The organism is Umezawaea sp. Da 62-37 (assembly GCF_032460545.1).
Taxonomy (GTDB): domain Bacteria; phylum Actinomycetota; class Actinomycetes; order Mycobacteriales; family Pseudonocardiaceae; genus Umezawaea.
In genome coordinates, this window is sequence record NZ_CP135965.1 from 2301456 (window position 1) to 2322456 (window position 21001).

General features: G+C 71.3%; 20 protein-coding genes. 10 read left to right on the forward strand and 10 right to left on the reverse strand.

The features are described 5' to 3' along the window. Positions 1–45 precede the first annotated feature (45 nt). Entirely contained in the window at positions 46–816 is a 771-nt protein-coding gene (locus RM788_RS09925) for a DUF1684 domain-containing protein (protein WP_315931284.1), read from the forward strand. Between the two features lie 43 nt (positions 817–859). Here the strand turns inward: RM788_RS09925 and RM788_RS09930 are convergent, their stop codons facing one another. Both RM788_RS09930 and RM788_RS09935 read right to left on the reverse strand, forming a co-directional pair. Next, positions 860–1900 (reverse strand): LLM class flavin-dependent oxidoreductase, encoded by a 1041-nt coding sequence (locus RM788_RS09930; RefSeq protein ID WP_315931285.1) that lies wholly within the window; start codon positions 1898–1900, stop codon positions 860–862. Between the two features lie 169 nt (positions 1901–2069). After that, positions 2070–4313 carry a pectate lyase-like domain-containing protein gene (locus tag RM788_RS09935; protein ID WP_399343301.1) on the reverse strand — a complete coding sequence of 748 codons (2244 nt, stop codon included), beginning with the start codon at positions 4311–4313 and terminating at the stop codon, positions 2070–2072. A gap of 401 nt (positions 4314–4714) precedes the next feature. Here RM788_RS09935 and RM788_RS09940 point away from each other — a divergent pair, with 401 nt between their 5' ends. Beyond that, the gene (locus tag RM788_RS09940) at positions 4715–5398 is read left to right on the forward strand and encodes an 8-oxoguanine DNA glycosylase OGG fold protein (protein WP_315931287.1); all 684 of its coding nucleotides are present in this window, start codon (positions 4715–4717) and stop codon (positions 5396–5398) included. Between the two features lie 3 nt (positions 5399–5401). On the opposite strand, the gene RM788_RS09945 is transcribed toward RM788_RS09940, so the two are convergent. Both RM788_RS09945 and RM788_RS09950 read right to left on the reverse strand, forming a co-directional pair. Beyond that, the gene (locus RM788_RS09945; RefSeq protein WP_315931289.1) at positions 5402–5638 is read right to left on the reverse strand and encodes an LLM class oxidoreductase; all 237 of its coding nucleotides are present in this window, start codon (positions 5636–5638) and stop codon (positions 5402–5404) included. 506 nt (positions 5639–6144) lie between these two features. Then, positions 6145–8538 carry a glycoside hydrolase family 95 protein gene (locus RM788_RS09950; RefSeq protein WP_315931290.1) on the reverse strand — a complete coding sequence of 798 codons (2394 nt, stop codon included), beginning with the start codon at positions 8536–8538 and terminating at the stop codon, positions 6145–6147. 106 nt (positions 8539–8644) lie between these two features. On the opposite strand from RM788_RS09950, the gene RM788_RS09955 reads away from it, so the two are divergent. Next, on the forward strand, positions 8645–9655 hold the full coding sequence (locus RM788_RS09955) for a P1 family peptidase (RefSeq protein WP_315931291.1): 1011 nt from the start codon (positions 8645–8647) through the stop codon (positions 9653–9655). 28 nt (positions 9656–9683) lie between these two features. Further along, positions 9684–9884, forward strand: coding sequence for a DUF4287 domain-containing protein (locus RM788_RS09960; RefSeq protein ID WP_315931292.1), 201 nt, complete (start codon positions 9684–9686; stop codon positions 9882–9884). Between the two features lie 4 nt (positions 9885–9888). Here RM788_RS09960 and RM788_RS09965 read toward each other — a convergent pair whose 3' ends face one another. Together RM788_RS09965 and RM788_RS09970 are read right to left on the reverse strand one after the other, a co-directional pair. Next, the gene (locus RM788_RS09965) at positions 9889–11247 is read right to left on the reverse strand and encodes a carotenoid oxygenase family protein (RefSeq protein ID WP_315931294.1); all 1359 of its coding nucleotides are present in this window, start codon (positions 11245–11247) and stop codon (positions 9889–9891) included. Between the two features lie 7 nt (positions 11248–11254). Beyond that, positions 11255–12109: a DUF6597 domain-containing transcriptional factor gene (locus RM788_RS09970; protein WP_315931295.1), complete on the reverse strand. Its 855-nt coding sequence runs from the start codon at positions 12107–12109 to the stop codon at positions 11255–11257. Positions 12110–12205: 96 nt separating this feature from the next. Between RM788_RS09970 and RM788_RS09975 the strand changes: the two genes are divergently transcribed. Continuing rightward, entirely contained in the window at positions 12206–12766 is a 561-nt protein-coding gene (locus tag RM788_RS09975) for a TIGR03086 family metal-binding protein (protein WP_315931296.1), read from the forward strand. Between the two features lie 7 nt (positions 12767–12773). Here the strand turns inward: RM788_RS09975 and hisG are convergent, their stop codons facing one another. Further along, complete coding sequence (hisG, locus tag RM788_RS09980; protein WP_315934601.1) at positions 12774–13631, reverse strand: ATP phosphoribosyltransferase; 858 nt, start codon at positions 13629–13631, stop codon at positions 12774–12776. Positions 13632–13815: 184 nt separating this feature from the next. Here hisG and RM788_RS09985 point away from each other — a divergent pair, with 184 nt between their 5' ends. Further along, positions 13816–15765: an MDR family MFS transporter gene (locus RM788_RS09985; protein ID WP_315934602.1), complete on the forward strand. Its 1950-nt coding sequence runs from the start codon at positions 13816–13818 to the stop codon at positions 15763–15765. Between the two features lie 220 nt (positions 15766–15985). Here the strand turns inward: RM788_RS09985 and RM788_RS09990 are convergent, their stop codons facing one another. Continuing rightward, the gene (locus RM788_RS09990; RefSeq protein ID WP_315931297.1) at positions 15986–17164 is read right to left on the reverse strand and encodes a thiolase family protein; all 1179 of its coding nucleotides are present in this window, start codon (positions 17162–17164) and stop codon (positions 15986–15988) included. Between the two features lie 81 nt (positions 17165–17245). On the opposite strand from RM788_RS09990, the gene RM788_RS09995 reads away from it, so the two are divergent. Beyond that, complete coding sequence (locus tag RM788_RS09995) at positions 17246–17842, forward strand: TetR/AcrR family transcriptional regulator (RefSeq protein WP_315931298.1); 597 nt, start codon at positions 17246–17248, stop codon at positions 17840–17842. A 27-nt stretch (positions 17843–17869) separates the two neighbouring features. Here RM788_RS09995 and RM788_RS10000 read toward each other — a convergent pair whose 3' ends face one another. Then, complete coding sequence (locus RM788_RS10000) at positions 17870–18496, reverse strand: dihydrofolate reductase family protein (protein WP_315931299.1); 627 nt, start codon at positions 18494–18496, stop codon at positions 17870–17872. A 139-nt stretch (positions 18497–18635) separates the two neighbouring features. Here RM788_RS10000 and RM788_RS10005 point away from each other — a divergent pair, with 139 nt between their 5' ends. Together RM788_RS10005 and RM788_RS10010 are read left to right on the forward strand one after the other, a co-directional pair. Continuing rightward, positions 18636–19073, forward strand: a complete 438-nt coding sequence (locus tag RM788_RS10005; RefSeq protein WP_315931300.1) for a MarR family winged helix-turn-helix transcriptional regulator — start codon at positions 18636–18638, stop codon at positions 19071–19073. After that, positions 19073–19456, forward strand: a complete 384-nt coding sequence (locus RM788_RS10010) for a DUF5313 family protein (RefSeq protein WP_315931301.1) — start codon at positions 19073–19075, stop codon at positions 19454–19456. Before RM788_RS10005 ends, RM788_RS10010 begins: the two co-directional genes overlap by 1 nt. Here the strand turns inward: RM788_RS10010 and RM788_RS10015 are convergent. Beyond that, a complete protein-coding gene (locus tag RM788_RS10015) occupies positions 19453–20373 on the reverse strand; it encodes an AraC family transcriptional regulator (RefSeq protein ID WP_315931302.1) in 921 nt (306 codons plus the stop codon). The two genes, RM788_RS10010 and RM788_RS10015, sit on opposite strands and share 4 nt — an antisense overlap. A gap of 80 nt (positions 20374–20453) precedes the next feature. On the opposite strand from RM788_RS10015, the gene RM788_RS10020 reads away from it, so the two are divergent. After that, positions 20454–20927, forward strand: coding sequence for an anthrone oxygenase family protein (locus RM788_RS10020; RefSeq protein ID WP_315931304.1), 474 nt, complete (start codon positions 20454–20456; stop codon positions 20925–20927). Positions 20928–21001 lie beyond the last annotated feature (74 nt).

Here is a 21001-nt window from a genome sequence, read left to right on the forward strand (position 1 = left end):
CGCGGACGGCGGAATCCCGCTCCCGCCCCGGACGTTCTCCCGGACATGAGCGACGATCTCCGGGCCGACTGGGCCGAGTGGCACGACCACCGGGAAGCCGAACTGCGCAGCCCGCACGGGTGGCTGAGCCTGGCCGGGCTGCACTGGCTGGACGAGCGGCCCCGCCGCTTCCCCGGAGTGCCCGGCGAGTGGCACACCGGCGGTTCCGCCGCACGGGTGACCGCGACCGCCGACGAGGGGCTCGTGGTCGACGGCTCCCCGCTCGACGGCACGGCCGAGGTCGTGGTCGAGGAGCAGGAGTCGACGATCTTCGCCTCCTACGGCGACGTGCGCCTCGAAGTCGCGTTGCGGTCCGGCACCTACGTGCTGCGCCCGCGCGACCCGGAGGCCCCGGCCCTGCGGACGTTCACCGGCGTGCCCGCCTACGAGGTCCGGCCCGAGTACGTCGTCGAGGCCCGGTTCACGCCCTACGGCGCACCGCGGGCGATCGTGGTCGGATCCGCCCAGGAGGGGCTGGAGCAGGACTCCACTGTGGACGGTGAGCTGGTGTTCACCCTCGGCGGTGTCGAGCAGCGGCTGGCCGCCTCCGTCGACGGCGACACCGTGGACCTCCGGTTCAGCGACACCACCAGCGGCACGTCGACCGCCGGGTGGCGGGCCCTCACCGGATCGCTGCGCGACGGCCGCGCGGTGCTGGACTTCAACCGGGCCAGGAACATGCCCTCCGCGTTCTCGCCCCACGGCACCTGCCCTCGACCGCCGGAGGGCAACGTGATCACCGTGCCCGTCGAGGCGGGCGAGCTGAAGCCGGCGTGACTCCCACGGGTCCCGATCCCCCGCGGACCGGGACCCGTTCGGCTCACCAGAGGTCGCGGCTGGGCAGGGACGTCCGCAGCACCGGGGCGATGTCGGACTGGAACAGCTCCAGGGTGTCGCGGTGCTGGCGATCGGTCAGGCCGTCGCGGTCGGCGGGGATGTGCAGCACCTCGTGGCCGAAGCGCTCGTGGTAGCGGTGCACCTTGTCGACGATCTGCTCCGGGCTGCCGACGAGCGCGGAGCTGCGCTCGACCAGGTCCTCCACCGACGTGAACACCGGGTGCAGGCCCAGCCGGGTCGAGGTGGCCAGCCGGGACTCGAAGATAGGCCGGTAGGTGTCGACCGCCTCCTGCGAGGTCTTCGCCGCGAAGTACCCGGCGCTGCCCGCGCCCACGATCGCGTCGGCCGGGTCGTGGCCGTGGAACGCCCAGCGCTCGCGGTAGAAGGCGATCAGCTCGGCGTACGGCCCGATGGGGTTGGTGACGTTCGCGGAGAACAGCGGATCGCCCCACTTGGCGGCGAGCTCCACGGAGTCCTTGCTGGTGGCGCTGCCGTGCCAGGTCCGGATCGGCTGCTGCAGCGGACGCGGCCAGGTCTCGGCCTCGCGCAGTGGCGGGCGGAACTTCCCCTCCCACGTCACCTTGTCCTCGCGCCAGAGCCGCCGGAACAGCTCGTAGCCCTCGCGGTTGCGCTCCCACTGGTCGGCCGTCGTGACGTGGAACAGCTCGGCCTGCGCGGCGCCGTTGCCCTTGCCGATCATCAGCTCCAGCCTGCCGCCGGACAGGTGGTCGAGCGTCGAGTAGTCCTCGAACGCGCGCACCGGGTCGAGCAGGCTGAGCGTGGTGACGGCGGTGAACAGCCGGATGGTCGACGTGCGCGCGGCGATGTGGCTGAGCATGACCGGCGGCGAGGACGAGATGAACGGCCGCTCGTGCCGCTCCCCCACCCCGTACCCGTCGAACCCCAGTTCCTCGACGAGCACGGCGTTGTCGACCACCTCCCGCAGCCGGTCCGTGGTGGGTTTGAGCACCCCGGTCCGGGGGTCGGGCGTGTGCGTGATCAGCGTGATGACGAGGAACTTCATGTGCCTCCCTTGGTCACCACGTCGAACGACCGGCCCCGACGCCCGATTCCGGCGTCCATGGGCTGGGACGGCAGTAGTTTTGGTCTGCACTGAAGCTATTGAGCGTCCCGACGGCGAAAAGGCGCCGCCCGGAGGACCCGGACGGCGCCTTTCCCTGCCCTGTGCGGAACTACGGGTAGTTGACCAGGTTCGCGACCGTGGGGTTGTTCGGCCCCACCGTCCCGCCGGTGGTGTTGACGATGTTGCGGATCGTGCCCTGGTTGCCGCCGAGCGAGACGGTCACCATGTTGTGGAACTTGACGTTCGGGTTGTTCGGCACCTCGAAGGCGTGCGCGTTCACGACGCTGGGGTTGACGTTGAAGAAGCAGTAGCTGCCCAACCCCCACGCCTCGTGGCTGGTGACCGAGTTCGCGACCTTGTACGCCGCGTAGCCCTGCGTCGAGCCGTTCATGTACGCCGCCTGGTTCGGCACGTCGTAGGGCATCTCGTTCTGGTAGAAGTACGTCTTGCCGCCGTTGCCGTTCCAGATGGTCTGGTACTTCTGGTAGTGCTCGACGAACAGGCCGTACATCGTCACGTTGTCGCCGTTGACGATCAGGCCGGTGTCCGAGGTGTTGAGGTTCCAGCCCACCCCGTTGCCGGTGCTGTCGCCGTGGTCACCGCGCCAGATCCACATGTGGTCGCCGATGACGTTGTCGCTGTTGATGACGAGGTTCGTCGTGGCCCGGCCGACCACCGCGCCGCCGACCCGGAAGAACACGTCGTTGAGCGACGTCGGGTTGGCCGAGTGGTTCGCGCTGGACCCGGTCGGGCCGATCTCCATCAGCAGGGCCGAGTTCGTGGGTCCGGCGTCGATCAGGATGCCCGCGATCTTCACGCCGTCGACGTCCGCGACGGTCATCGCGGCCACGCCGTTGTCCGGGATCAGCGTCGCCAGGCCGAGGCCGAGCACGACGGTGTCGGGGCGGGTGACCTTGATCGTCTCGCTCAGGTGGTAGACGCCGGGTCCGAAGACCAGGTCCTTGCCGGAGGCGAGGGCCGCGTTGATCGCGCTCGCGGAGGTGCCCGGCTTGGCCACGAAGAACTGGCTGATCGGCAGGTTCTGGCCCGCCGCCGCGCCGTTCGTCCAGCTGGCGCCGGTCGAGTTGTTGCGCAGCGCCGGGACGAAGACGTTGTAGTTCCCGGCCGCGTCGATGTTGAGGAACGGCTTCTCGCGGATCTGCGGGGTCTGCGCGACCTTCGTGTACGGCGGGCTCGGGAACGTGCCCGCGGGGGCGTTGGTGGCGCCCACGAACACCATGTTCCAGTTGGACCCCGTCCAGCTGCCCATCTCCGTGTTGCGGGTCAGCCACTGCTGCTGCGACCCGGACCGGACCTGGCCGTCGATCTTGCTGTCGGCCAGCAGACCGCCGCTGGACCAGCCGCCGTCGTCGAGCGCCAGGTTGCCGCGCAGGTGCATGCGCCGGTATGGCGCGGCCTGGGACACGGCCCAGCGGTCACTGCCGCCGGTGGGCGTGACCGACAGGTTCTCCGCCGCGCGCCAGAAGTTCTGCGTCGCGTTCTGGTCGCCGAGCCAGTCCGCCTCGACGTGCACGGAGCCGTTGACGTTCACGTCGTCCGGGCTCTTCCCGAGGCCGAGCACGTGGGTGTAGAAGCCGACGTTCACGTTCGCGTTGTACGTCCCCGGCTTGAACATCAGCGCGTACCGCTGCTGCCCGAACTGGTTGCGCTCCTGCTGCGCGAAGATCTGGTCGACCCTGCTCTGGATCGTCGCCGCCGACATGGACGGGTCGAAGACGATCGCGTTCGGGCCGAAGTCCGGAGTACCGGGCACTGGGGGCACGGGAGTGGTTCCTCCTGCGGGGACAAGGGTGAACGACTGGGCGCTCGACCCGGTGCACCCCCACTGCTGGAGCTGCACGCTGTCCGCCGTGGACGAGCCCGGCACGTCCAGGCACTTCCCGCTCAGCCTGCTGACGAAGCGGTAGGAGCCGCCCGCCTGTTCGACCGCCTGCCATTGTTGGTTGTTCCCACCACCATAGGTCCAGAGGTGGATCAGTCCGCCGTCAGCGGTGGACACGTTGGACACGTCCCACACCTGCGCGGGGTTGTCCTTGGCGTTCACCCGGCTGAACCCGCCGCTGGTGACCTGGAACTGCCACTGCTGGGCGTTGGAACCGTTGCAGGCGTACTGCTGGAGCGCCGTGCCGTTCGCCGTCGCGGCGGCGCGCGCGTCGACGCACTTGCCGGTCGCCTGGTTCACGACCGTGTACCAGACCGACGGGTCGACGGCGGCGTTCGCGACGGGTGAGGTGGCGGACAGGAACGTGAAGGTGCCCGCGATCACCGCCAGGACAGCGGCCAGGGCCGTTCGTCGACCGCGCGGAACGCGGCCATCGGGACGTGGAAGCACTGTGGAACCCTCCTCGGCCGCGGCGCGCGCGGCGTCGTCGCCGACGCGCGCGCGAACCGACCGACCCCGTTCGCGCTGGGGTCGGCGGGCAGGGACGGGCGTGCCGGCGATCCGTCGAACAATGTCAGGCGGGGTGGAACACCGATCGGATCCGAACCGTCGGGCGCTGTGCGGCGGGGACCGCGCCCTGAAGGGATCGGAGGGAGGTCCGGGCCGTGGATCCCAGCTGGAGCCAGCGTCTTCCACCGGCCTCGATTCTCCTCACCAAGACCCCTTTCTCCGTGGTCAGGACGCTATGACTGTTACAGCCAGGTGTCAATACATCACTTAAACTAAGTCTTGAATCATGTTCCGGACCACTCGGGAAGGTGCCCGGAAGACCCGGTCCTTAGGATGCCGAGGTGTCCTCCCTCGCGTTCGAGACCGTGTTCCGCGGCACTCCTCCCCCGCGCGACGGCGCCTACCTGCTCGACCAGGCGAACGGTTTCGTGAAGGGCCACTGGCTCGGCTACCTGCCCGACCGCGCGTACTGGCCCGCCGAACTGGACGACCGCACGACCGTCGACCGCCGCGTCCTGTTCGAGATCGGCGCGCGCGCCGATGACGACCTCGGCGCGATCCACACCCTCGTCGCCACCACCGTCTGGACCATCGGCACCAAGTGGCGCAACGCCCCCAAGCTCGGCGCGATCTTCGAGGCCAACCCCGACCGGGTCGGGGCGAGCCTGTCGCTGGCCGTCCGCACCGCCCGTTCCGAAGGCGCGGCCGCCGGTTACGCGCTGCTCAGCAAGCGCAGCACCCACGCGCTGGCCAAGCTCGGCACCGCCGACGCCAGCCGCGTCCTGCACTTCGGCGCCTACGACCCCACCGACGGCGGCCCGCTGATCCTCGACCAGCACGTCACCGTCGGCGTCAACGCCCTGCGCGGCAGCACGTGGAGCCCGGACGGCCCGTGGTCGGCCGAGCAGTACACCGACTACCTCGGCTACGCCACCGACTGGGCGAACCGCTGGGCACCCGGCACCTCGACCGACCTGGTCGAACGCACCCTGGCCGCGGCGGGCCAGGCGCTCGGCAGGGCGTGACCGTCAGTTCCAGGCCTTGGCCAGCAACTCATGGGACCGCACCCTGGCCGCGTGGTCGTGCGTGATGGTCGTGACCATCACCTCGTCGGCCCCGAAAGCGCCCTTCAGCTCCCGCAGCCACCCGGCGACGTCCGCGGGAGCGCCCACGACCTGGGTCTCCACCCGGTCCGCCACCTTCGCCCGGTCGGCCTCGGTCCACTCGAACGCCGCCGCCTCCGCCGACGTCGGGTACGGCGGCACGAAGGCCTCCTGGTACGCGTCGACCGCCGCACGGCCATCCGCGGCGCGATGTGGTGTCCGACGGCGAACGGCAGTCCCAGCCGCCCCGCCGTCTGAGTGCTCTGCCTGGCACTGGCACCGAGCACCCGCACGTCGAAGTCGGCCCCTTCCACGACGTTCGCGTGGTGCTCGCCGTCGACGGACCGCAGGACCTGCCCGACCTGCTCCTCGTAGGGCGCCTCCTCGGCGCCTCCCCGCACACCCAGCAGCTCTTGCTGCACCCGGTACCCGGCCACCAGCCCCGGATCCGAGAACAGCGGCAGCTTCGCCGGCTCCGCGCTGCGGACCGCCCCCGACCGACCGAGCCCGAGGTCGATCCGACCGGGGTGCAGCGACGCGAGCGTCCCGAACTGCTCGGCCACCAGCAACGGCGGGGTAGTACCCGAGCAGGACCGCCCCCGCCCGGATCGTGTCCGTGTCCGCCGCGATCAGCACCGCGGGCGACGATGGAGGCCACCCCCTGGTGATCACGGCGTCAGCGTCACCGACTCGCCGCGCCCGAGGGTGACGGTCCGGCTCCACGTCCCGGCCTTCACCGCGGTCGACGTCCCGCCGACGCTGCGGACCGTCACCGACGTGACCTTCCCCGCCCGCCAGGAGAAGTCCACCTCGAACCCGCCCCGCGCGCCGACCCCGGTGATCCGCCCGGACTCCGCCCATGCCGACGGCAGCGCGGGCAGCAGCTCGACCACACCCGGCCGCGAGTACAGCAGCATCTCCACCATCGCCGACGGCGCCCCGAGGTTCGCGTCGATCTGGAAGATCGTCCGGTCGCCGAAGCTGTACATGTCGAACAGGTTGGCCGCGCTGCCGTTGCCGAAGTCCACCGACGGCCGCAGCACGGTGATCAGCAGCCGGTAGGCGTTCTCCCCCTCCTTGAGCCGCGCCCAGCACAGCGCGCGCCACGCGCAGGCCCAGCCGAAGCTGTCGAAGCCCCGTGCGACGAGCAGGTTCCGGGCCCCTGCCAGGAGTTCCGGCGTCACGGTGTCCGCGCGCACCCGGTCGCCGGGGAACAGCCCGATCAGCGGCGAGAGGTGCCGGTGCGTGGTCTCGCCGAGGTTGTCCGGTGTCATCCACTCCTGCAACCAGCCCGTCTTCGGGCTCACCTCGGGCAGGTGCAGCTTCACCTGGAGGTCGCCGACCGCCTTCCAGTAGCCCCGGTCGACGCCGAGCAGCAGGCACGAGGCCCGGTAGTGCTCGAACAGGTCCCACACGATCTCCTGGGCGTAGGTCACGCCCTTGGCGTCGGTGGGCCCGTGCTCCGGTGACCAGTCGCTGTCGTCGACCAGCACCCGCCGCTGCGCACCGGTGGCCGGGTCGGTGACCGTGGTCCAGATGAGCCGCGCCTCCCAGAACTCGCAGGCGCCCTTGAGCAGCGGGTGGATCTTGCGCAGGTAGTCGAGGTCCTTGGTGAACTCGTAGTGCTCCCACAGCGAGTTGCACAGCCACGCGTTGCCAGGCGGGTGCCACCACCAGCCGCTGCCGCCGTAGATGTTGGTGGAGTAGGCGACCGTCCAGCCCGCGACCTTGCCCGAGGAGTTGCGGAACCCGTTGCGCGGGTCGTTGAACAGCCGCTTGGTCTGCGTCGTCCACGACGAGACCTGGGACAGGCAGTAGTCGGCGAACGCGTCGAAGCACGACGGCAGTCCGGCGCGGTCGGCCAGCCAGTAGTTCATCTGCACGTTGATGTCGGTGTGGTAGTCGCTGTACCAGTCCGGCGTGTTGTCGCTCAGCCACAGGCCCTGGAGGTTCAACGGCAGGCTGTCGCGCGAGCCGGTGATCGTCAGGTACCGGCCGTACTGGAGGTAGGACGCCTCCAGCTCCGGGTCCGGCGCGGAGCCCTCGGCGGCGCGCGCGCCGAGTCGAGCCCGGGTGTCCAGCGACCGCTGCGCCGCCGAGGACGCGCCCAGGTCGACCGACATCCGGTCGTAGAGCCCCCGGTGGTCGTGGACGTGGGTGGCGAGCAGCGCGGCCCCGGTTTCCCGTGCGGCGTCACGGGCTTTCGCCCACGCGGTGGCCGCCGGGTCCGCCCCGGCGTCCTTGAACGCGACCGCCGCGTCGGGCACGTAGTTCGTGCCGCCGCTGACCACGATCACTACCTCGGCGCAGCCGGTGAACGCGACCTCGTTGCCGTTGACGGAGATCCGACCGGTGCGGCTGGCCGCCGTGACGACCGCCGCGTACTTGAGCCCGTTGTCGAACGCCGCGGCGAACGAGGCGGTCTTGCGGGTGGCGTCGCCGGTCGTGGGCTCGCCGTGCGTGCCCGCGAGCGAGACGGACCCGGTGTGGGTGCCGCCGCCGGTCCGGGTCAGCCGGACGACGACCACGTCGTCGGGGTGGCTGGAGTACACCTCGCGCCGGTAGGTCGTGCCCTGGTGCCGGTAGGTGGTGGTGACGACGCCGTTGCTCAGGTCCAGTTCGCGCCGGTAGCCGGTGACGCCGGTGTGCCCCGGCAGTGCCACGAAGACCTTGGCCAGCAGGGAGAACGTGCCGAAGTGCTCGTAGTCGTACGGGAACTGCCCATCGGACTGCAACTCGGCGTTGAGGCCGCCGGTCCACAGCGTGGCGTCGGTCAGGTAGAGGAAGTCGCGGGCCGGGTCGCCGCCGACCAGCGCGCCGAGGCGGCCGTTGCCGATCGGCAGGCCCTCCTCGATGATCTTCGCCTCGACGGCGGGGGCCGGGTACCAGAACTTCGTCGCCAGGGCGTGCGGGACCAGTGCCGCCGCCGGTGGCCGGTCGACCGCGGAGTGGGCCGTGAACACCGGCAGGCCCCCGAGCACGGCCGCGGCGCCGAGCGCCCCACCGGCCCTCAGGAAGTCCCGCCGTGTCGGGCCGCCTTCAGGAGCGTTGTCCCGCGACATCGTCAGGGTCTCCTTCTACCGTTGCGAGCGAGTGGCAGAGCGTGACGTGAATCAGATATAAGATATGATTCTCCGCTCACAGCTGTCAACGAAGTACGATCCCGCGATGACCGGGGCCACCGCTGGCGAGCTCAACGCGATCACCGACGTGCCCGGCGTCCTGGTCGGCAACGCGACCAGGATCGGCGGCGGGGCTCTGACCGGCACCACCGTCGTCCTGCTCCCGCCGGGCTCGCTGGTCACCGTGGACGTGCGGGGCGGGGCGCCCGCCACCAGGGAGACCGCGGCGCTGGACCCGCGGTACGGCGGGCGCGAGGTGTCCGCGATCGTGCTGACCGGCGGCAGCTCGTACGGGCTGGCGGCGGCCGACGGCGTGCAGACCTGGCTCGGCACCACCGATCCGCTGGTGCCGGCGGCCGCGTTGTTCGACCTCGGACGGGGCGGGGATTTCACCCGAAGGCCTGACGCCGCGCTGGGCGTGGAGGCCGCCGAGGCGGCTTCGGCGCGCTTCGGCACCGGCAACGTCGGCGCGGGGACGGGGGCGGTGAACGCCGATCTCAAGGGCGGCCTCGGCACGGCCAGCACGGTGCTGCCCGACGGCACGGTGGTCGCCGCGCTGGCCGCGCTGAACGCCGTCGGCCCATCGGTGGATCCGGCCACGGGCCTCCCCCGCGGCGCGGCGGTCGGTGCGTCCCTGCGGTGGCGGGACGGCGAACCCGTGGCGTGGCGGGAGTTCCCGGCCGCCGGTGGCGACGACCTGACCGCGACCAGGCCGGACGCGGGGCCGTCGAACCCGTTGAACACCGTGGTCGGGGTGGTCGCGACCAGCGCCCGGCTGACCCCGGCGCAGCTCTTCCGGCTCGCGAACGCCGCGCAGGACGGGCTGGCGCTCGCCGTGCGACCCGCCCACGGCCTGTTCGACGGCGACGCGGTGTTCGCCGCCACCACCGGCACCGACGAGACGGACGCGGAAGCGGTGATCGCGGCGGGCGCCGAGGTGTTCGCCCGAGCGCTGGTGCACGGACTGCTGGCGGCGGAGTCCGTGACGACCGGCCCGCGCCACCTGCCCGCCTACCGCGAGCTGTACCCGAGGACGGCGGCCGGGTACCGGGTCTGAGGACCTATTCCATGCGAGACTTGCGCGCATGACCGAACCGGTGAAGGGCCCGGCCTCGTACTTCCCGTCGATCGAGAAGAAGTACGGCCGCCCGATCGCGGAGTGGAAAGCACTGATCCGCGCGTCGCCGCTCACCAAGCACATGGAGCTGGTGACCTGGCTCAAGACCGAGCACGGCCTCGGCCACGGGCACGCGAACGCGCTGGTCGCGCACACGCTCGCCGAATAGCGGGCTAGCTGGCCGCCGTGTGCACGGCGGTGGTGCCCGCCTCGCGCGGGACGCCGACGCGGGCGAGTTCCTCGAAGGACCGGGCGTCCAGGACGACCATGCCCGCTTGGCCGTCGTGGCCGTCCAGGACCACCGAGAGCAGGACGCCGTCGTCCTCGTGGCGGGCGGTCGGCGAGGGGACGAAGACGGGTTCGCCGGGGTGCTGACCGGGCTCGTGCCAGGTGGTGGTCTCGCCCGACTGCACGTCCAGCTTCACCAGGCGGTCGAACACGTCGTCGCCGCGCGGGCCCGGAACGCCGACGCCGTAGGCGAAGCGGTGGTCGCCGCCGTTGTGCGCGCGGTAGGAGACGCGGGGCAGTTCGAAGGCCTGGGCCGCGAGTCTTCGGGTGTGCAGGACGCCGCCGAGCAGGTCGATCTCGTAGCGGGTCGGCAGCGCGAGCGGGAGTTCGCCGCGCCAGCGGGCCGGGCGCGGGGCGTTCACGGCGTCCGCGTTGGCGTAGGAGCAGATGTCGAGCACGACCCGGTGACCCGCGTCGCGGGCGTTGATGTGGTGGAACGCGAAGAACGCCTCGGTGCGGTGGTCGGCGACGATCCGGCCGTCGACCTGGTCGATCACGATGAAGCGGGTGCCGAGTTCCGGGCGCCAGCGGTGGTTGGCGATGAACGGCCGCCCCGGCGCGAGGGGGTGGCGCGGGTCGGCGACGAACGGGTACTCGACCAGCACGGCGAAGCGGTCGGTCACGGCGAAGCTGTGCAGGTAGCCGGGGTTGTCGGTGGGCACGGCCGCCAGCAGTTCGCGGACCCGGCAGCCGGGGCGGCGGCGGTGGACGCGGTACTCGCTACGCTCGCCGAAGCTGAGCACGTAGTCCAGGACGTCGCCGGTGAGCGGGGCGTGGTGCGGATGCCCGCTGGGCACCGCCGAGTCCACGACGCCCGAGATGCCCACGCCGTCGAGCACGCCGGGCTCGAAGTCGACCGCGATCGGCGTGTCGTGGCGGGCCCACTGGCGGTCGGCGAGCGACAGCACGTTCGCGGCGGCGTTGGGGGCGATGCGGTAGCGGGTGAAGAAGCGGGAGAACAGCGACCGGCACGGGTCGGCGGTGAACGCGGCGAAGTCGATGCGCCCGTGGCCCCTGCGCGCCGCGCGGGTGTCGAGCAGACCGGTGCGGTAGGACACCCGGCCGCCACCGAAACCGAAGCGGTGCAACGCGGACGGGCCGCCGAGCCAGTTGCGGAAGGCCGCCGGGGAGGTCGCCGGGCCGGTGCGCAGCAGGGTGCCGGTGAGCCAGTCCGGCACGGCCCCCTCGACCGGGAGGGCGGACGCCTGAGCCCCGTCGGCCACCCCGTCTTCGACCCCGCCCATAGCAGACCTACTCCCGGATAGTGGTAACTCCGTTATGGAACACCGTTGCCAATGGTCTGGTCAAGCCATCCCGAAGTCGCGGTGCGGGATACCGCGCGGCGTAGCGGGTCGGTGACTCCCCGACCATGGCGGTGAAGTCGCGGGTGAGGTGCGCCTGGTCGGCGTAACCCAGCTCAGCGGCCACACCGGCCCAGTCCACTGCCTTCGAACGGGCCATCCGCTCGGTCACCTCGCGCAACCGGTACCGGCGGATCACCCACTTCGGGCCGACACCAACGTACTCGGCGAAGAGCCTCTGCACCGAACGGACATGCGTGTCGAGACGCTCCGCGAGCACGTCGACCCGCGTGATCCCCGGTTCGGCCGCCACCATCGCGACGACGTCGGCGACGCGCTCGGCGGTCGGGTCCCGCTCCGGGCGCACCGACCGCAGGAAGTCCTGCGCCACCACCACCTGCGCGGCCTCGTCCGCCGCCTCCGCCATCGCCCGCGCGGGCACGTCCGGGAACAGGTCGTCCGCGGCCAGCACGCGGTCGGTGATGGTCGACGCCGCCCGGCCGAGGAACGGCCGGAAGCAGCCCGGCCGGAACGCCACGCCGAACACCCGGTCGACACCTTCGAGCACCTTCACACCGGACCGACGGCCAACGCCGTGCACCTCGGCGCCTCCGCCGCGGAAGGACAGGTGCACGGTCGGGTTCGGCATGACCAACTGGCGGTAGGGCGGCTGCCCGGTCAGGTCCCAGGTGACGGCCCAGAAGTGGTCGACGAACGGCGCGAGGTCCGGCGCGGGCTCGGGGAACGAGTGGTGCTGGAAGCTCGCCCACGCCCCGCCGACTTCCCGGACGTCCCGGTCTGGCATGCCGCGGATCCTACTGTCGCGTTAGTCCAAGACAGCCCCCCGACACGCCTCCTACCGTGACGGCGGAACGGAACGCACGAGTGGGGAGTACGGCACATGGCACGGGGTCAGCTGATCAGGAGCACGGTCGCGACGACGGTCGGGGCGGTGCGCGGCCTGCGGGATCTGGACGCGCCGACGCCGTGCGCGGAGTACGACGTGCGCGCACTGGTCGAGCACATGCTGACGTGGGGGCCGGCGCTGGCGGGCGCCGGGCGCAAGGTGGTGGTGCCGCCGGGTGAGGACGTGCGGGTCGGCGACGACTGGGCGGCCGGGCTGGAGGCGGTGCTGGACGACGTGGCGGCCGCGTGGAGCGACGACGGCGCGTGGCAGGGCACGACGCACATGGGAGGGCCGATGGAGATGCCCGCCGACCTGGTGGGCGGGATGGTGCTCGGGGAGGTGCTGGTGCACGGCTGGGACCTGGGCCGTGCGAGCGGGCAGCGACCGGAGTGGGACGACGACGTCCTGGAGTTCGCCCTCGACGAGGTGGCGAAGACCGCAGACCAGGGCCGCGCCATGGGGATGTACAGCGCGGAGGTCGTCGTGCCCGACGGGGCGTCCACGGTGGACCGATTGCTCGGGTTGACCGGGCGCGATCCGCGGTGGAAGCCGTAACAGCGTGTCAGATCCGGCAGGCTTCCAATTTCGTCACGAGAATCGCCTCGGCGCCGATCTTCGTCAGCTCGTCCATGCGCCGTTGAATTCCCTGGCGCTCGACGAGGGAACGCACCGCCACCCACCCTTCTTTGGCCAGTGGTGACAACGTCGGCGATTCACGGCCAGGGGTCAATTCGCACGCGCGGTCCACCACGTCGGTGCGGCAGACGTAATCGATCAACACGAATTCCCGCGCGTGCAGCACGCCTTGCAAGCGCTGGACCAGTACCTCGACGGCGACCTCCAACTCGGGTGACAACTTTCTGCCTTCGGTGCGGGCGAGCACCGCCTCCGAGTGCAGGATGGGATCGCCGAACGCGACCAGGCCGGCGTTGCGCAGGGACGTCCCCGTCTCCACGACGTCGGCCACCGCGTCGGCGAGCCCGAGCTTGACGGCGTTCTCCACAGCGCCCTCGAGCTTGACCAAGTTGGCGGTCACACCCCTTCCCACCAGGTATTTCCCGACCAGGGTCGGGTAGCTGGTCGCCACCTTCCTGCCGTCGAGCGCGGCGATGTCGGAGACGCCGTCGGGCCGGGCGGCGAATCGGAACTTCGACTTGGCGAAGCCCAGCGGGAGGATTTCCTCGGCGGCCTCGCCCGAGTCCATCAGCAGGTCGCGGCCGGTGATGCCGACGTCGAGCGCACCACTTCCCACGTAGACGGCGATGTCCTTCGGGCGCTGGAAGAAGAATTCCACCCCATTCGCGCGGTCGAGCATCGAAAGCTCGCGATTGTTGCGGTGCAGTTGATAACCGGCGTCGGTCAACAACTGCATGGCAGCGGCACTCAAAGAACCCTTGTTCGGTACCGCGACACGAAGCAGAGTCATGATCCAATGGTCGCACAAGGCATCCGGCATTCCACAATCCACACCGGCGACCTCCACCCTGCCGGTCGGACCGACCGGTCTTACCCTCCGTGCATGGCGGTAGCGGAGCAGGTGGAACGGCACGACCCGGCACCGGGGTCCCACCCGGCGCGGCCGGAACCTGGTCGTCGTGGCGATCATGCTGGGGATGCTGCTCGCGGCGCTGGACCAGAAGATCGTCGCGACGGCGCTGCCCACGATCGTGGGCGACGTGGGCGGCGGCAACCACCTGTCGTGGGTCGTCACGTCGTACCTGCTGGCCGAGACGATCATGACCGCGCTGATCGGCAAGTTCGGCGACCTGTTCGGCCGCAAGAAGGCGTTCCTGATCAGCGTCGTGCTGTTCATGGCGGGCTCGTTCCTGTGCGGCTGGACCGACACAATGACCGGCCTGATCGTGTTCCGCGCCGTCCAGGGCCTCGGCGCCGGTGGGCTCATGGTCACCGCCTCGGCCGTCATCGCCGACGTCGTCCCGCTGCGCGAACGCGGCAAGTACCAGGGCGCGATGGGCGCGGTGTTCGGTGTCGCCACCGTCGCCGGGCCGTTGCTGGGCGGGCTCTTCGTCGACCACCTGAGCTGGCGGTGGGCGTTCTACGTCAACGTGCCGCTGGGTTTCGTCGTGCTGGCGGTGGCCGCGGCGGCGCTGCCGTCGACCCGCGGTTCGGCGAAGCCCCGGATCGACTACGCCGGGATCCTGCTGATCGCGCTGGCGGCCACCGGGCTGACGCTGGTGACCAGCTGGGGCGGCACCGAGTACCCGTGGGCCTCGCCGACGATCCTGTGGATGGCCGCGGGCTCCGTCGTGGCGCTGGTGGCGTTCGTGCTGGTGGAGCTGCGGGCGGCCGAGCCGATGCTGCCCATGCGCCTGTTCCGCGGCCGGGTGTTCACCGTGGCCGGGATCCTGAGCTTCATCGTCGGGTTCGCGATGCTCGGCGGCATCACGTTCCTGCCGACGTACATGCAGTACGTGCAGGGCGCCTCGGCCACCGCCTCCGGGCTGAGGATGCTGCCGCTGATCCTCGGGCTGCTGGTCAGCTCGATCGTCACCGGCAACGTGATCAGCAAGACCGGCCACTACCGGTACTTCCCCGTCGTCGGGTCCGCGCTGATCGCCGTCGGGCTGTTCCTGCTGTCCCGGCTGGACGCGGACACGTCGTTCCCGGTGGCCTCCGGGTACGTGCTGGTGCTGGGACTGGGGATCGGGTGCACGATGCAGGTGCCGGTCATCGTCGTGCAGAGCACCACCGACTACGCGGACCTCGGCGTGGCCACGTCCGGGGTGAGCTTCCTGCGGACGATGGGCAGCTCGTTCGGGGTGGCGGTGTTCGGGACCGTGTACGCCGGTGAGCTGCCGGACCGGCTGGCCGCAGCTCTCGCCGGGTCGCCGGGGGTCGATCCCCTCGCCGTGTCCACGGTCCGGGGGCTGCACGCGCTGCCCGAGTCGGTGAAGGCGCCGTTCGTGGACGCCTACGTCGGGGCCCTGCACACGGTGTTCCTGCACGCGGTCCCCGTCGGCGTGGTGGCTTTCGTCATCGCGCTGTTCCTGCCACAGGTCACGCTGCGGGACACCGCGCGGGCCTCGGCGGAGGGGAACCGCGGTGTGGGGGACGGGTTCGCGCCGCCCGCCGGGATGGATTCGCGGCAGGAGCTGGAGAAGCTGGTCGGCCGCGTCTGGGAGAAGCAGCGCACCAACCCCGGCCCGGAACTGCTGGCCCGGTCCGGGGTTCCGCTCTCGGAGGCGCAGGCGTGGCTGGTCGTGCGGGTCTACCGGCACGCCGTGGACGACGGGGACGCGACGCTCGCCGAGATCGCCGGGGAGACCGGGGTGCCCGCCGGGATCTTCGAGCCCACCACCCGGCAACTGGTCGACCTCGGTCACCTGGTGGAGTCGCAGGGGCACCACCGGTTCACGCGGCTGGGAGCGGACGCGTTCGGACGGCTGGTGGGGGCTTGGCGGTTGTGGTTGCTGGAACAGCTGCGCGACTGGGACGCGGAACGCGACTTCACCGAGGCCGTGGACCGCATGGCCGGGCAGCTGATCGACAACGGCCGGGAGCTGACCAGCGGGCGGCATGCCGCACTGGTGTGAGCAGTCCCGGGTCGAGCCGGGCGCCTGGGTGGGGCACAAGCGGTTGCCTGCGTGGTGTGGTCGATTTGACTTGGGGCCCCTCTTTTTGGGCCTTGTCGGAGGTAAAGGGCAGATGGTAGTGATTGCCCGCCGACCAGTTATAGGCCCAAAAACCCCAAGTGAAATCGACCACGCTTGCGTGCTTTCCCTTGTGTACCAGCGGGTTCGGGTTGCTTTGTCCTCAGACCCGCTCCACCAGCATCGACACGCCCTGCCCGACGCCGACGCACAGCGTCGCCAGGCCTCGTGATCCGCCCTCGCGCTCAAGGCGACCCAGCAGCGTCACGAGAAGCCGGGCGCCGGACGCGCCGAGCGGGTGGCCCAGTGCGATGGCGCCGCCGTCGGCGTTGACCTTCTCCTCGTCGAGCTTCAACCGCCGCACCACGGCGAGGCTCTGCACGGCGAAGGCCTCGTTCAACTCGACCGCGTCCAACTGGTCGACGCTCCAGCCGCTGCGCGCCAGCACCTTCTCCGTGGCGGGCACCGGGCCGAGCCCCATGACGTGCGGCGACACACCGGCGCTGGCGCTGGCGACGACCCGCGCGCGCGGAGTGAGACCGTGGCGGCGGACGGCGTCCTCGCTGGCGAGGAGCAAAGCGCTGGCGCCGTCGGACAGCGGCGACGACGACCCGGCGGTCACCACGCCGCCGTCGCGGAACACGGTCTTCAGCGTGGCCAGCTTCTCCAGCGTGCTCCCCCGCCGCGGGCCCTCGTCGACCTCGAAGGCGCCGCCCTTCACCGGTACCGGCACGATCTCCGCGCCGAACCGCCCGGCGTCGACGGCCGCGATGGCGCGGTCGTGCGAACGCAGGGCGAACGCGTCGGACTCGGCCCTGGTGATGCCGTCCAGGGCGGCGACCTCCTCGGCCGTCTCGCCCATCGACAGCGTGGTGGCGTCGTCGAAGCGGGGGTTGGTGAACCGCCACCCGAGCGACGTGTCGAACACCGCGCCCGGCTTGGCCCACGGGGTGCCGGGCTTGGCCATCACCCAGGGGGCGCGGGTCATCGACTCGACGCCGCCCGCGACGACGACGTCCGCCTCGCCCGCCCGGATCGCCTGGGCCGCGGAGGCGACGGCGGTCAACCCGCTGGCGCACAACCGGTTCACGGTGTAGCCGGGCACCTCCGGCGGCAGTCCCGCCAGCAGCACGGCCATGCGGGCCACGTTGCGGTTGTCCTCGCCCGCCTGGTTGGCCGCGCCGAGGATCACCTCGTCGACGACGTCGCCCGGAACGCCCGCGCGCCGCAGCACCTCGCCGACCACCAGCCCGGCGAGGTCGTCGGGGCGGACCTGGGCGAGCGCGCCGCCGTAGCGGCCTTGGGCGGTGCGGACTCCGTCGACCAGGTAGACCTCGGGCATCAGGGTTCCCTTCCTCGGCAGGAGGCCCATTATCCACCGTCCGTTCGGTCAGGAAACGAGACCTGGGCGACAATGCCGACCATGACCACCAAGCCCGCTCGGCGCGGCCGTCCCGGCTACGACCTGGAATCGCTGCTCCAGGTGGCCGTGAAGCTGTTCAACGAGCGCGGTTACGACGGCACGAGCATGGAGGACCTGGCCCGGAAGCTGGGCATCACGAAATCGGCGATCTACTACCACGTGCCCAGCAAGGACGAACTGCTGCGGCTGGCGGTGGACCGGGCGCTGGACGGGCTGTTCGCGGTGGTGGCGGAGAGCGAGGAGGCGCCCGGCCGGGCGATCGACCGGCTGGAGCACGTGCTGCGCGGCAGCGTCGCGATCCTGGTCGAGCAGCTGCCTTTCGTCACGCTGCTGCTCCGGGTGCGGGGCAACACGAAGGTCGAGCGGGCGGCGCTGGCGCGGCGGCGGGAGTTCGACCACCTCATCACGGACCTGGTCAAGCAGGCCGAGTCGGAGGGCGACGTGCGCGAGGGCCTGGACCCGGCGACGGTGGCCCGCCTGCTGTTCGGCATGGTCAACTCGCTGACCGAGTGGTACCGGCCGCGCAGGGGTTCCGACCACGCCGAACTGGCCGACGCGGTGTGCCGCGTCGCGTTCGACGGGATCCGGCAGAACTAGGGTCCGCCAGACCGGCGCGGACGGGTTTCAGGCGCTGCGGTCGGGTGCGTCCATCGCCGTCGGCGCGCCGTCGGCGAGCCCGTAGCGCAGGTGGACGGCGCCCTTCGGACCGGCCGACGGAGGTGCGAGGAGCGCCAGGTTCGCGGGCACCGCACCGCTCCCGAACACCTTCTTCCCGACGCCGAGCACGATCGGGTGCACCAGGAGGTCGAGGCGGTCGAAGAGCCTCTCGCGCAGGAGGGTCTGCACGAGGTCCAGGCTCCCGATGACCGTCACGTGCTCGTGCCGGTCGCGGAGTTCGCGCACCGCGCCCACCAGGTCCGGGCCGAGCCGGGTGGACCCGGCCCACGGGAGGTCGGGCGTGCCGCGGGAGGCGACGTACTTCGGGACCTCGTTGAACAGGGCGGCGGTCTCGCCGATCCCGCCAGCCTCCTGGTGCGGCCAGAAGCCGGCGAAGAGGTCGTAGGTCCGCCTGCCGAGCAGGAGGGCGTCCATGCCCTCGTACGCCATGTCGACCCCCGCCCCGTCGATCTCGTCCAGCATGGGCACCTGCCAGCCTCCGAACGGGAACCCCTCCGAGTCCTCCTCGGCGCCTCCGGGTGACTGCGCGACGAGGTCGAGGGTGGTGAACAGCTCGATGTGGATGAGTCCCATGCGGTGCTCCCGAGGTGGGTAGGTGTTCAAGGCGGGAGGTAGACCGGGGAACGCCGGAAAACTCATCGCGGCCACGCGCATGGCCGAGGACACACCTCGACCTTTTACTTGGTGCACCAATCATTGGTACGCTAAGCACATGGAAGAGGACCCGTTGGCGCTGGAGAACCAGGTCTGCTTCGCGCTGTCGATCGCGGCGCGCGGGGTCGTGGCCGTCTACAAGCCGCTGCTCGAACCGATGGGCCTGACCCATCCGCAGTACCTGGTGATGCTCGCCCTGTGGCAGCGCGACCCGTTGTCCGGCAAGGAGCTCAGCGGCCTGCTGCGGCTGGACCCCGGCACCCTCTCCCCCCTGCTCAAGCGCCTCGAGGCCACCGGTCACCTCACCCGCGAACGCGACCGCGACGACGAACGAGCCCTTGCGGTGACGCTGACGCCCGCCGGTCGCGCCCTGCGCGACCAGGCGCTGAAGATCCCGCCCGCGATCGTCTCCAGGCTCGACATGAGCCTGGACGAGCTGCGGACGCTGCACAGCTCGCTCACCCGCGTGATCGCCGCAGCACACCAGGAGTCGTGATGACACCGAACCCGTTCCTCCACCTGTGGTACCTGATCGGCGGCCGCCTGCCGCAGCGCCACCGCGAGTGGGTCTTCGCCGACGTGACCCGGAAGGACTGGCTGATCCGGTTCACGATCCGGGCGCTGCTCCAGGTCCTGCCGCTGAGCCTGGGCATCGGGCTGGTCCTGGTGCTCGCGCTCGGGTCGCCGATCGGGCTGGCCGTGGCGTGCGGCGGGATCGGCCTGATCGTCGGGGTGTACTTCTCGCTGTCCTACGCCGCGGAGAGCGTGGAGAACCGGGTCACGAAGTACGGGTACCCGCGCGGGTCGGCGGGCGAGTACCGCAGGCAGCACAACGACAGGGCCCAGGCGGACCGGTACAACGCCACCTGGCGGAGCTAGGCCCGGTACTCCTGCGGGCTGACCCCGCGTTCGCGCTTGAACGCGGTGCTCAGCGCGAACGAGCTGCCGTAGCCGACCTGCCGGGCCACGGCGCCGACGGTGGCGTCGGACTCGCGGAGCAGGTCCGCCGCCAGTGCCAGCCGCCAGCCGGTGAGGAACGCCATCGGCGGCTCCCCGACCAGTTCGGTGAACCGCCGGGCCAGCGCCGCGCGCGACACCCCGGCCTTCGCCGCCAGTTCCGCCACGGTCCAGGGGTGCGCCGGGTTGTGGTGCAGCAGCCGCACGGCGCGGCCGACCACCGGGTCGCCCAGCGCGCGGTACCAGGGCGGGGCGTCGGAGCGGGCGAACCAGGCGCGCAGCACGGCGATCAGCAGCAGGTCGAGCAGGCGGTCCAGCACGGCTTCCTGGCCGGGCTCGTCCTTCACGATCTCGGCCGCCAGCAACGGGATCACCGGGCAGTCCCAGTCGTCTTCGGCGAGCACCAGGAGCCTCGGCAGCGCGTCGAGCAGCCGCCTGCTGATCTCGCCGCGCATCGGGTACGCGCCGGTGAGCATCACGACGCCGCCGTCGGGGTTCGCGCCCCACGTGCGGACGCCGAGGTCCATCTCCTGGGCCAGATCGCGGCCGTCGAGGGTCTCGCAGCGCTGGCCGGGGTGGATCACGGCGCGCGGTGGCGTGGCCGGGTCGTCGGCGACGGTGTACGGGTCGGGGCCGAGGACCACCGCGACGTCACCGGCGGCCAGCCGCACCGGCGTTCCGGTGTCGTGCGCGATCCACGCGTGCCCGCGCACCACCGACACGACGGTCAGCGGGGCCTCGTCCTGGACGCGGATGGACCACGGCGGGTCCAGGACGGTGCGGAGCAGGAACGCGCCGCGGGCGCGCGGACCGTCCAGGAGCCCCGCCAGTGCGTCCACCGGACCAGCGTAGACGGACGCGCACAGCGGTGAGCGCCTGAACGATGGCCCACACCCGACCGCCCGCCTTCACTGGTGGCATGGACACGCTGCGCGGCACCTCGCTGATCGGGGCCACCCTCACCACCGGCCTCATGGCGGGCCTCTTCTTCGCCTACACCTGCTCGGTCATGCCCGCGCTCAGGGGCGTGGACGACCGCGCGTTCGTCGACGCGATGCAGCGGATCAACGTCGCGATCGTCAACGGCTGGTTCCTGCTCGCGTTCCTCGGCGCGGCCGTCCTCGGGGTGCTGGCGGCGTTCCTGCGCTTCGGGCACGCCGGGTTCGGCTGGGTGCTGGCGGGCGCGATCCTCCACCTGGCCGCGATCGCCGTCACGGCCGCGGTCAACATCCCGCTCAACAACGCCCTCGACGCGGCGGGCGATCCGGCGGCGATCACCGACCTGGCCGCGGTGCGCACCCGGTTCGAGACCACCTGGGTGCCGTGGAACCTCGTCCGCACCCTGACCTCGACCGCCGGGTTCGCCTGCCTCGTGGTGGCGTTGAGGGGTTAGCTGCCGAACCTCCTGGTGGACGGCCTCCGGTCAGGCGCCCGGCCCGAGCCGGGGTGGCACGTCCGCGGTCAGCG